Source organism: Desulfomicrobium escambiense DSM 10707 (assembly GCF_000428825.1).
Classification (GTDB): Bacteria; Desulfobacterota; Desulfovibrionia; order Desulfovibrionales; family Desulfomicrobiaceae; genus Desulfomicrobium; species Desulfomicrobium escambiense.
Window position 1 is genome coordinate 12,803 of sequence record NZ_AUAR01000023.1, and the last position, 11,071, is coordinate 23,873.

An 11,071-nucleotide genomic window follows, 5' to 3' on the forward strand; every position below is an offset into this window, starting at 1 on the left:
GACAGAACGGATCTGCTGCAGGCGCACGGCTGCAAGTTCAATAACAATGGGCTAAAAACGAACCGCGACCTGAGGTTGATCTATTTTCCCAGCAACCCCTTGGGCCTGACGAAGAGCACCAGCAGCAGGACCACGAAGGCCACCACGTCCTTGTAGGCGCTGGATATGTATCCGGCCGAGAGGGATTCCAGGAGCCCCAGGCCCAGGCCGCCGAGGATGGCTCCGGGGAAGGAGCCGAAGCCGCCGAGGATGGCGGCGGCGAAGCCCTTGAGGCCCAGGAGCACGCCTACGTCGTAGTTGAGGGTGGTGATGGGCGTGACGAGCACCCCAGCCAGGCCGCCCAGAGCGCCGGCGATGGCGTAGCTCGTCAGGCGGATGCGCCCCGTGCTGATGCCGACCACGGCCGCGGCAGTGGGATTGGAGGCCACGGCGCGCATGGACAGGCCCAGGGGCGTACGGTGGAAGAACCAGGTCAGCACGGCGATGGCGACCACGGTCAGCCCCAGGATCCACAGGGCCTGGGGCAGGACGCTGGCGCCCAGGATCTGCACGGGCACGTCGGGGGTCAGGGGCGGCAGGGCCATGCGGTTCTTGCCCCAGACCATTTTGATGACGCCGCGCACGATGATGGACAGCCCGACGGTCAGGAAGATGAGGACCAGATGGTTGTCCGAGCGGGCCGGGCGCAGGCCGAAACGCTCCACAAGCATGGCCGCCAGGGCGACCAGGAGCACGGCCAGGCCCAGGGCCGGAACCGTGGGCAGGCCCAGGGCGAAGAGGGCCGAGAACATGAACATGCCGCCCAGGGTGACGAAGTCCACCTGGATGAAGTTGACGATGCCCATGGTGTTGCTGACCACGCAGAAACCCAGGGCGATAAGGGCGTAAATGGCGCCCCCGGTCAGGCCGCCGAAAACGAATTGCAGGAGATCGGTATGCAAGGTGGCTCCAACTGCTTGATATGCGGTACTATGCATGCGTAGTCGAGACGGTCGGGAATTTCAAGGACGGGAGCCTCCCTGCCTTTGCGTCCGTTCGCATCCTGATCGGCTCAGAGCCGACGGGTGGCGCTTGCGGTACGCATCCAGGCGGTTGCCTGGGACGCCTGCCGTCGGCCGCGTCCGCCATCTCTCAGACGAAAAAAAAGGCGGCCCCTATGCGGAGCCGCCATATTTTCCGTCTCGTGGAGCCGGATTACTTCTTCTTGTACACGCCCTTCAGCACGGCCTCGATGCGGCGGTTTTCGGCGCGGCCGGCGTCGGTGTCGTTGCTGGCCACGGGCTTGGACTCGCCGAAGCCCACTGCCGTGATCTTGGAGCCGTCCATGCCGAGCTTCTTGACCAGGTACTCACGCACGCTGTTCGCGCGGCGCTGGGACAGCTTCTGGTTGTATTCGTCGGTGCCCTTGGAGTCGGTGTGGCCGTCGATCTCGACGGAAACGCCGGGGTACTGCTGCATGAAGGCGGCGAAGTCGGCCAGTTCCTGGTGGTACTGGGGCTTGATGTCGGACTTGTCGAAGTCGAAGTTGACCTTCAGCTTCACGACCATGGGGATCGGGCAGCCGGCGGCGTCGACGGCCAGGCCGGCGGCGGTGCCGGGGCAGGTGTCCTTGCAGTTGCCGACGCCGTCGCCGTCGTCGTCCAGGGCGCAGGGATCGGCCGGGGCGGAGGCCTCGTCGTAGAACACGGCCTTGACGAACTTCTTCATGGCGGCGTCATCGGCCAGCTGGGCGGCGGAAGCGCCGACACCGCAGGACTTCAGGGCGGTGATGTCGTCCAGCAGCTTCTGGTTGCCGCCCACAGTGTCGGCGAAGCTGATGGTGTGGAAGCAGACGTTGTACTTTTCGGCCAGGGCGGCGGCGACCTTCAGGGAGCCTTCGCCGGCGTTTTCCTGGCCGTCGGACAGGATGATCACGGCGTTGCGGCCGGAAGCGCCCTGCAGGGCGGGCTCAAGAGCCTTGAGGCCGACACCCAGAGGGGTCGGGTTGGCGCCGATCAGAGTCGGGACCTTGGCCACGGAGGCGCCGTAGGAGGCGACGGCGAAGGGGGCCAGGGCCTGGATTTCGCCGGCCGGGGCGGCGGTGTTCAGGCCGCCGTTGTAGCCCAGTTCCGGGATCATGGCGTTCATGCGCTCCAGCAGGGCCTTGGCCAGGACGATCTTCTTGTCCTTGGTGCCGACGTACTTGTCATCCATGGAACCGGAACGGTCGACCAGGATGATGAAATTGTCGACTTTCTTCACGAGGTTCTGGGCCGCCATCGAGGCGGTGGCCACTGACAGGGCCAGCAGCAGGCTCAACAGGATCAGGGTGCATTTTCTCATAATTCTCGACTCCTCAGGTTGATATGTGATCTCGTAATGGACGAAATGCTCAAAACGTTTGATCTCTATAACAAAATAAGCGCTACTGACGAGTATAATTTTTGATTGTTCGTATTTATCGGAAAAGATTGAAAATTTAAGGAATGCCCAGGGGTTGGGGATGGCGGCAGGCTCAGGTCGATTTGCCGAACGCCGCGACGCTGGCGCGGTATTTGCCATTGATTTCAGCAGACTTTGTTTCAGCGAGGAGCGTATAGGTCCGATTCGAGTCTGTCCAGTTGTCTGCATCTGAGCGAGTGCGCCCCGGAAAGAGTCTCAAGCAGGCATGACTGCGGGTCTTTGTCCGTATCCACAGGCAGGTACGCGTCTGCGGGCGCAGGCTCGAACGCCTCGTAGCTGCGGAGCATGTCGTCGAGGTGGTGCAGCCGTGCGTCGGATGCCCCGCAGGAGCCTTCCCGCCTTGCCAGGCGGAGCCGCAGGGTTTCGACTGCGCAGGCGCAGTGAACGAAGACGATGCCGACCCTGAGGTCTGCGGCCAGCTCCGCGGCCGCCTGCCGCCACCTGCTTTCGGAGAAGGTCGCGTCCAGGGCCACGGATGAGCCGTTCCTGAGGTGTTCCTGGGCGAGATTGAGGAGCCTGGCGTAGACGCGTCCGCGCAACAGCGGCCGGTACAGCCCCGTGTTGAAGGGCGCCACGGAGTCTGCGGGTGTGCCCGGGTCTTCCTTTCTCACGGCGTCGGACGAAAAGACGGGCATGAACAGTGCCGACGCGGTACGCTCGGCCAGGGTCGACTTGCCCGAGGCCGGGAGGCCGCAGAAGACCCACAGCGTCGGTCGTCCGAAGGACAGGGCGTAGCGGAAGGCCAGGTTCAGGTAGGTTCGGACCTCGCTTTGCAGAAGGGCGCGGTGACGGTCGTCCGCCTGGGCCATGGACATGCAGGCGACCTTCAGCCTGACCAGGGCGCGGTATGCGGCGTAAAAATCCAGCAGCGCATAGACTTCGGGGTCGGAAGCCGCACGGGCATAGAATGCGACGAGTCTGCGGGCGGCCTCGGCAAATCCCAGACGATCCAGGTCCATGCTCAGGAAGGCCAGGTCAAGGGCCGTGTCGCCGTAGCGGAAGCGGTCGTTGAATTCGATGCAGTCGATGATCTGGATGCCATCGTGAAAATAGACGTGGTCGACGCGCAGGTCCCCGTGGCCGTCCCTGATCCTTCCGCTGCGCACGCGGTGCCGGAAGAGGTCGTGGTGGTCCTTCCAGAACGCGCGGCTGACTTGCCGGATAAACTCCCATTTTTCAATGTCCAGAAGCCCGGAGGCATATGGCCCGATCTGCTCGAAGTTCTCCTCCATGTTGAAGCGGATGAGTTCCGGGTCGCCGAAGCCATCTATGTCCGGGCTGCGCAGGGCGCCGGCGTGGAAGGTCGCCAGGACCCGTCCGAGGGCCTCCAGCCGGTCGTCCGTGAAACATCCGGATTCCAGGAGGTGCGCCAGGTTCGCCTCTTCGGGCAACTGCCGCATCTTCACCGCGTACTCGACGACGCGTCCTCCGGGCCCGAAGGACAGCCTGCCCCGGTCGTCCTCGTGGATGCCGACCACTCCGGCATAGACGCCGGAACTCAGGCGGCCGTTGAGTTCCGCCTCGCGCCGGCAGAATCGCCTGCGCTCCGCGAGTTTTCTGAAGTCAAGGAAGCCGAGGCTCTTGGGTTTCTTCAGCTTGTAGACCCACTGTCCGGTCAGGAGGACCGCGGAAATGTGCGTCTGTCTGATTTCGATCCGGGACACGTCGTGGGGGTAGAAGGCAGGATCGGACATGGCCCGCAGGATCGCGTCGAGTCTGGAAGGCGAAGTCATGGCTGTCTCCCTTTGGGGCATGGCATGGATGACGCTTCCAAGGTACCACAAATCCCGCCGTGCGCAAAATCTTTAACGCCTTGACTCGTATTGCGGCTATTTGACAGTGCTGCGCCCAGCGTGCATAGGCTGTTCGATTATCGTTCCAAGGGTGGGCGAAAAATCCGGTGGTACGAGATTTTCGTTGCCCGTTCGGCACGTTGAAATTACTGTCATACATATGTCCTACAGCCCGTTCGCCAGCCTGCGCATCCGCACGACCATCGTCCTGACCGCAATTTTTACGGCCATAGGGCTGGCCTGCGTGCTCATGGCCGGACTCATCATTTCCGACCGCGTCGACGGCTTCGAGCGGGAACTGGCCGCGGCCAACGTCCGCCGTGCCCGCAACGCCCTGCAGCAGGACATGAACAAGGTCGATGCCCTGCTCAAGGACTGGGCGTGGTGGGACGACACGTATGCCTTCATGGCGGAGCCGACGGACGCGTACCTGGCCAGCAACGTCACCCCGGACGTGTTCCGCAATCAGCGGCTGAACTCCATGATCTTCGTTTCCGTTCACGGGGAAATTCTGCACGCGTCTTTCAAGGACTCCGAAAGCGGCGAATTCGGCGACTCCGTGCCGGGCCTCATCCGGTATGTCCAGGATGCCGTTCGGGTGAGCGCCGCCGGAAACGCAGCAGGAGGCCGCACCGCCGTGGCCCATATCGACGGAAAACTCTGGATAGTCGGCAGCAAAACCGTCCTCACCTCCCAAGAGAGCGGGCCGTCCAGGGGATGGCTATGGATGATCCAGGAAATCGACACGCCGTACCTGCTCGAATTGAAGCGTCGCACGGAGCTCGATCTGCGTCTGACGGTCGCATCCGAGAGGGCTCTGCCCGAGGTCATGCGTCCGCTGCACGGGGATTCTACAGCCTTCGACAAGGCCGTGGTCGTTCCGGAGCAGTCGAGGATCTGGAGCGGCCTGCTGATCCCCGACGCCGCCGGCGGGGAACCAATCGCCATCATCGCCAACGCCCCGCGGGAACTCGCGGTGTATGTCAGTTCGGCCATGAGAAACAGCCTGGCCGTGGTCATCTTTTTCGGAGTCGTCGGCTTTTTCGCCGGCCTCTTCTTCCTCGACAAAAGTATTCTTTCCCGACTCGCGGACCTGCGTTCGCGTTTGGTGCGGGACGCCCCGGACGCGCAGATCTGCGCTCTGGACGCCCGTTGCGACGAGATCGACCAATTGAGCATGATCACGGACGCGGCGTTCAGGTCCGTGCGTGAGAACGAGCGTTTCCTGACCGAGGTCCTGGCCGCCCTCAAGGTCGGAGTGATGCTCATCCGCAAACGGGACAAGGTCATCGTCATCGCCAACCGTTACGCCTGCGAACTCATCGGCAAGACCGAGGAAGAGGTTCTGGGCAAGTCCTGCCACAAGTTCGTCTGTCCCACGGAATCGGGAAAATGTCCGGTCATCGACCTTGGCCAGGTCTGCGACAACTCCCGGCGGGTGCTGATCGGCCCTGACGGGGAGCGGATCGACATCCTCAAGTCCGCCACCACCGTGACGCGCAACGTCGAGGAGTACCTCCTGGAGACGTTTTTGGACATCCGGGAGATGGAGCAGACGCGGCGGTTGCTGGAACAGTCCGAAGCCCGTTACCGCGCCATATTCATGAACACCGGGACGCCCGGCATCCTGATTAACGATGACACGACCATCGCCGTGGCCAACACGGAGTTCCTCCATCTGGTCGGTGCCACGGAAGAGGACGTGGCCGCGCACCCGTCCTGGATGCGCTTCTTCGTGGAGGAGGACGCCCGCCGCATGCTGAATTACCACGTCCGGCGCCGCGAGAGCGAGGATTCGGCCCCGCGGTCCTACGAAGCCCGGCTTCTCGATGCCGCCGGCGGCATGCATTTCGTGCGCGTCACTGTGGCCCTCATCCCGCGCACGAAGCAGTCCATCGCCTTCTTTCTCGATATCACCGACATGCGCCGCGCCGAGGCCAAACTGCAGGAGCTGGCCTATGCCGACGCCCTGACGGGGCTGCCGAACCGGTTGTGCGCCCTGGAGCGTCTCTCGCGGACGCTGGAGAGCCTGCTGCCCCATTCCGGCAGCCTGGCCGTGCTGCTCCTGGATCTCGACGACTTCAAGATCGTCAACGATTCCTGGGGTCACGCCGCCGGCGACGTGGTCCTCATGGAGGTCGGACAGCGTCTGACCTCCGTCCTGACAACGTCGGAAATGGTCGGGAGGCTCGGCGGCGACGAGTTCATCATCGTTTCGGCCGTGGGCGCCGGGGAGGAGGATTGGGCCGACCTGGCCAGGCGCCTGATCGAATCCCTGAACAAGCCCTTCCATCTCGAAGACTCGGAAATCCATCTCGGCGTCAGCGTCGGCATCGCCGTCTTCCCCCGGGACGGGGAGACGGCCGGCCAGCTGGTGCGGTGCGCGGACCTGGCCATGTATCACTCCAAATCCGCGGGCAAGAGCATGTTCCAGTTCCACTCCCCGGAACTGACCCTGCACGTGCAGCAGCGCATGGAGATCGAGCGGGAATTGCGCCTGGCCCTGGACGCGGGGGAGATCGAGGCCTTCTACCAGCCCATCATCGACCTGGAGAGCGGCCGCATCGTCGGGGCCGAGGCCCTGGCTCGCTGGCGCAAGCACGACGGGACGCTGATTCCGCCAGCGGCGTTCATCCCCGTGGCCGAACAGACGAACCTCGTCACCGACATCGACCTCGTCGTGCTCTCCCAGGCCTGCCGCCAGGCGCGGTTCTGGAGCGACGAGGGGCTCGGCGACCTGCGCGTCTCGTGCAACATTTCCGCCCGCCATTTCCAGCGCGGCAACCTGCTGTCCGACGTGCGCAGAATCCTGGACGCAAGCGGCCTGCCGGCCGTGCGCCTGACCCTCGAGGTCACGGAGACGGTCTACATGGAGAACATCGACCAGGCCCGGACGATCCTCGACTCCCTGCGCAGCCTGGGGGTGTCCACGGCCTTGGACGATTTCGGGACGGGGTATTCGTCCCTGTCCTACGTGCGGTCCCTGCATTTCGACGTGCTCAAGATCGACCGGGCCTTCGTCAAGAATCTGCCCGATGAGTCTTCCCTGGCCCTGGTGCGCGCCATGCTCGGCATCGCCGACAGCCTCGGCATCACGCCCCTGGCCGAGGGCATGGAGAACACCGGCCAGTTCAACCTGCTCAAGTCCCTGGGCTGCCGCTTCGGGCAGGGCTACCTGTTCTCGCCCCCGGTCCCGGCGGACACGTTTGTGGGCCTGCTCGAACGCCAGGCCCCGGCGGATTGAATCAGGTCGAGCGCCGCATCCATTCCAGCGCCTCATCGAACACGTCTTTCGAGTGCAGCATGGCCACATGGCTCACGGGCCGCGTCTGCCGCTCCTCCCAGTCCTGCAGCCCGCAGCGCAGGGCGGAATTGGGCATGACCATATTGTCGGCCGGGGAATAGAGGGCCAGGCAGCGCACGCCGGCCGGCGTCGGCAAGGCCGCGATCCGCGTCACGGTTTCGCCCCCGTAGGCCAGGTAGCGGCCCAGGGAGGACAGAGCGAAGGGGGAAAGCTTGCTGCCCCCGTAGGGCGTGCCGAGGGTGACCAGCGTGCGGATGCGCGGGTCCGGCATCTGGGCCAGGGCGCAGCGCAGCAGCAGGCCGCCCAGGCTGTGCCCGACGAGGTGCACCGGCCGTTCGGGGTTTTCTGCCAGAATTTTCGTCAGGTATGTCGTAAGGCCGGCGACGGTCTCATCCCACTGCACGGCCCAACTGGGGTAGCCGAAGCAGGCCGTGCCGAAGCCCTTGGCGCGCAGCCTGTGCCGAAACAGAATCCAGGCCCCCGGGTTGTGGAAGAGCCCGTGAACCAGAACGACCAGCGGGCGGCCCTGCGTCGGCTTGGACCACAGGCCGGGCCACAGGCCCAGGGGGTGCAGGGCGACGATGGCCAGTTCGCTGGCCGCGCTGCGCAGGGCCGTCCGCCCGGCCATGGCCAGGAAGGGCGCAAGCGGCTGTCCCGACTGGTTCGTTTCCTCGTAGCAATAGAGGGTGTAGGTCAGGAGGGTGACGAAGCCGACGAAGCCGACCAGGGCGAGGAGCAGGAAGGTGATCACGGCCGCACCCCCGCCAGAAACTTCGCGTCCGCGTCGAGATGCCTGACGAGCTTGCGGTGCCCGGCCGGGAAGGCCAGGGCCCTGATCTGCGCCCACGTGGCCCAGCGGTGCTCCTGGGCGGCGCGCAGCTCCAGTTCGGCGGGGTCCGAGAGCAGGGTCACGGCGTAGGCGTACAGGGTCACACGGTACCTCGTGAAGGAATGCTTGAACGAGCCGATGGGCTCGGGGTGGTTGACGGCCAGGCCCGTCTCCTCCAGATATTCGCGGATGACGGCCTGCTGGGGGCTTTCGCCGTCCTCGACGATGCCGCCCGGGAATTCCCACAGGTTGGCCCAGATGTCGTCGGGCATCCGTTTCTGGGCCAGGACGAGCCCGTCGTGGACGAGCACACCCGTGGCCATGGTCAGGTAGACGGGCTGCGGAGCCGCCGCCGTGACCGGCCTGTCCTCCTGCACGCCGAGGGCCCTGGCCTGGCACCATCCGGCCAGGGGGCAGGCGGCGCAGGCCGGGTTGCGGGGCGCGCAGACCAGACTGCCCAGTTCCATCATGGCCTGGTTGAAGTCCCGCGCCCGACCGGGGGGCAGCAGGGCGGAGCAGCGGCTCTCGATCTCGGCCCTGGCCTGTCGGGACTTGACGGGAACGTCGATATCGTACAGGCGGCTGGCGACCCGCTCGACGTTGGCGTCGATGACGCAGACGTCGCGGCCGAAGGCGATGCTGGCCACGGCCCGGGCCGTGTAGGGGCCCACCCCGGGCAGGGACTGCAGGCCCTCCACCGTGTCGGGCAGCCGTCCGCCGAGGCGCTCCCGGACCTCGCGAGCCGCCTTGTGCAGGTTGCGCGCCCGGGAGTAGTAGCCCAGGCCCTCCCAGTGCTTCATGACTTCGTCCTCGTGGGCCTCGGCCAGGGCCGCCACGTCAGGGAAGCGCTCCATCCAGCGCTCGAAGTAGGCCACGCCCCGCTCCATCTGGGTCTGCTGGAGCATGATCTCCGAAACCCAGACGTGGTAGGGCTCGTACGTGCGGCGCCAGGGCAGGTCGCGGCGGTGGCGCGAGAACCAGTCGAGAAGGGCGTCGGCGAGGCCCTCTTTGGGCGCTTCCGCCGACGGTCGGGTGGGTGTCATGGTGGTGTCCGTCTGCTGGTTGAGGCTGCTCATGATTTTGTTCGGGAAACGGTTCGGCATGTGGCCTGCTTCGGTCAGCGCCTCGGGTGCTGTCAAGACCGGCATGGAGGGGATGGGAGAATGTCGTCGATGAGCCTCTTGCGCCCCGCGGTCTGGCGGGTGGCTCCGTCGGGGGGCGCGCAATGATCTCCGTGGTGCTGCCGTGCTTCAACGCCGAGGCGGGCCTGGCCCGGTGCATGGAGAGCCTGCTGGACCAGAGCTGGAGGGACTTCGAGATCGTGGCCGTGAACGACGGCTCTTCGGACTCGACCCTCGACGTACTGCGGGACTTTGCGGCCCGCGACGGCCGCGTGCGCGTCTTCGACCGCCCCCACGGCGGGGTGGTGCAGGCCATGAATTTCGGGCTCGAACAGTGCCGCGGGGAATACGTGGCGCGCATGGACGCCGACGATGTCTGCCTGCCGGAACGTCTGGCGCTGCAGAAGGCGCATCTGGATCGCCATCCGCACATTGGCCTCGTGGGCGGGCGGGTGCGCTTCGGCGGGGACCCGGTGGCCGGGCGCGGCTACAAGGCGTACGTGGACTGGACCAACACCCTGGTCGCCGAGGAGGACATCCGTCTGCACCGCTTCGTCGAATCGCCCCTGGCCAATCCCAGCGCCATGTTCCGCAAAGAGCTTGTCAGCCGTCACGGGGCGTTTTATGACGGCCCGTTTCCCGAAGACTACGAATTTCTTCTACGCTGGATGGACGCGGGCGTGCGCATGGACAAGGTGCCCGAGGACGTGCTGGTCTGGAACGACCCGCCGACCCGCCTGACCCGCAACGACCCGCGCTACGACCCCGACGCCTTCCACCGCGTCAAGTCGGGCTATCTGGCCGGATGGCTCAGGGCGCGCGGCGTCGACCGGGTTTCGGTCGTGGGCGGCGGCCGCGTGACCAGACGGCGCGCCCTGATGCTCGAAGAGCACGGCGTGAATATCGAACGCTGGCTCGAGGTCGACCCGGACAAGATCGGCCAGACCGCCAGCGGCCGCCCGGTCTGCTCCTGGCACGACCTGGGGGCGCCGGACGGCGAGTTCCTGCTGTCGTACGTCGGCAACCGCGGGGCCGGGACCCGCATCGCCAGGGAGCTCGCTGAGCGCGGTTGGCGCATGGGAACGCATTTTCTGCTGGCCGCGTGAGGGCCGGCATCACACAGTCACCCCAGGAGGTGAGGCATTATGGATATGATCAAGTTCGCCAAGGATATGGAGACGGTGCTGCGCAAGGTGGCCACGGAATTCGAACCCATTTCCGAACCGGCCGAGGACGGCGCCCTGTGGGGCTTCGAACTGGGCGAGGACGCCAGCGGCTTCCTGTCCCTGGAATCCAACCAGGGCACCCTCGACGTGCCTACGGTGACGGTGTCCCTGTCCCTGGGCTCCATCGAGGAAATCAGCAAGGAGGACCTCATGGACCTCCTGACCATCAACGGCGATCTTCTGGGCGCGTCCCTGACCATCACGCCGCCCCTGGGCGAGGAGCAGGAGGAGTTCCTCATGCTGCAGACCAAGTTCGTGGCCACGGAGTTCTCCGAGGACATGTTCAACAAGTCCGTGACCTCGCTCATGACCCAGATGTCCATCTTCTTCGAGTCGGAGTAGTCCGGGACCTGAAC

8 protein-coding genes are annotated in these 11,071 nt (G+C 65.2%); 3 read left to right on the forward strand and 5 right to left on the reverse strand.

Annotated elements, in window-relative coordinates; translation table 11 throughout:
* Positions 1–80: 80 nt before the first annotated feature.
* The 3 genes from G394_RS0114870 to G394_RS19450 form a co-directional block, all read right to left on the reverse strand.
* Positions 81–941: a branched-chain amino acid ABC transporter permease gene (locus tag G394_RS0114870; protein WP_028578340.1), complete on the reverse strand. Its 861-nt coding sequence runs from the start codon at positions 939–941 to the stop codon at positions 81–83.
* A 253-nt stretch (positions 942–1,194) separates the two neighbouring features.
* Positions 1,195–2,322 carry an OmpA family protein gene (locus G394_RS0114875; RefSeq protein WP_028578341.1) on the reverse strand — a complete coding sequence of 376 codons (1,128 nt, stop codon included), beginning with the start codon at positions 2,320–2,322 and terminating at the stop codon, positions 1,195–1,197.
* 239 nt (positions 2,323–2,561) lie between these two features.
* Complete coding sequence (locus G394_RS19450) at positions 2,562–4,175, reverse strand: bifunctional aminoglycoside phosphotransferase/ATP-binding protein (protein WP_051307233.1); 1,614 nt, start codon at positions 4,173–4,175, stop codon at positions 2,562–2,564.
* Between the two features lie 220 nt (positions 4,176–4,395).
* Here G394_RS19450 and G394_RS0114885 point away from each other — a divergent pair, with 220 nt between their 5' ends.
* Positions 4,396–7,479 (forward strand): EAL domain-containing protein, encoded by a 3,084-nt coding sequence (locus G394_RS0114885; RefSeq protein WP_043776170.1) that lies wholly within the window; start codon positions 4,396–4,398, stop codon positions 7,477–7,479.
* A gap of 1 nt (position 7,480) precedes the next feature.
* On the opposite strand, the gene G394_RS19455 is transcribed toward G394_RS0114885, so the two are convergent.
* Positions 7,481–8,290 carry an esterase/lipase family protein gene (locus G394_RS19455; RefSeq protein WP_051307234.1) on the reverse strand — a complete coding sequence of 270 codons (810 nt, stop codon included), beginning with the start codon at positions 8,288–8,290 and terminating at the stop codon, positions 7,481–7,483.
* On the reverse strand, positions 8,287–9,471 hold the full coding sequence (mutY, locus tag G394_RS19460) for an A/G-specific adenine glycosylase (protein WP_245578351.1): 1,185 nt from the start codon (positions 9,469–9,471) through the stop codon (positions 8,287–8,289). Before mutY ends, G394_RS19455 begins: the two co-directional genes overlap by 4 nt.
* Before the next feature lie 122 nt (positions 9,472–9,593).
* Here mutY and G394_RS0114900 point away from each other — a divergent pair, with 122 nt between their 5' ends.
* Entirely contained in the window at positions 9,594–10,595 is a 1,002-nt protein-coding gene (locus G394_RS0114900) for a glycosyltransferase family 2 protein (RefSeq protein WP_028578343.1), read from the forward strand.
* Between the two features lie 39 nt (positions 10,596–10,634).
* Positions 10,635–11,057: a hypothetical protein gene (locus tag G394_RS0114905; protein WP_156902635.1), complete on the forward strand. Its 423-nt coding sequence runs from the start codon at positions 10,635–10,637 to the stop codon at positions 11,055–11,057.
* Positions 11,058–11,071: the final 14 nt, after the last annotated feature.

What these genes read in the sequence shown, in the direction of transcription:
- G394_RS0114875 (WP_028578341.1), bottom strand. Translation starts at nt 2,322, where the DNA reads ATGAGAAAATGCACCCTGATCCTGTTGAGCCTGCTGCTGGCCCTGTCA.
- G394_RS0114900 (WP_028578343.1), top strand. Translation starts at nt 9,594, where the DNA reads ATGATCTCCGTGGTGCTGCCGTGCTTCAACGCCGAGGCGGGCCTGGCC.
- G394_RS19450 (WP_051307233.1), bottom strand. Translation starts at nt 4,175, where the DNA reads ATGACTTCGCCTTCCAGACTCGACGCGATCCTGCGGGCCATGTCCGAT.
- G394_RS0114905 (WP_156902635.1), top strand. Translation starts at nt 10,635, where the DNA reads ATGGATATGATCAAGTTCGCCAAGGATATGGAGACGGTGCTGCGCAAG.
- mutY (WP_245578351.1), bottom strand. Translation starts at nt 9,471, where the DNA reads ATGCCGAACCGTTTCCCGAACAAAATCATGAGCAGCCTCAACCAGCAG.
- G394_RS0114885 (WP_043776170.1), top strand. Translation starts at nt 4,396, where the DNA reads ATGTCCTACAGCCCGTTCGCCAGCCTGCGCATCCGCACGACCATCGTC.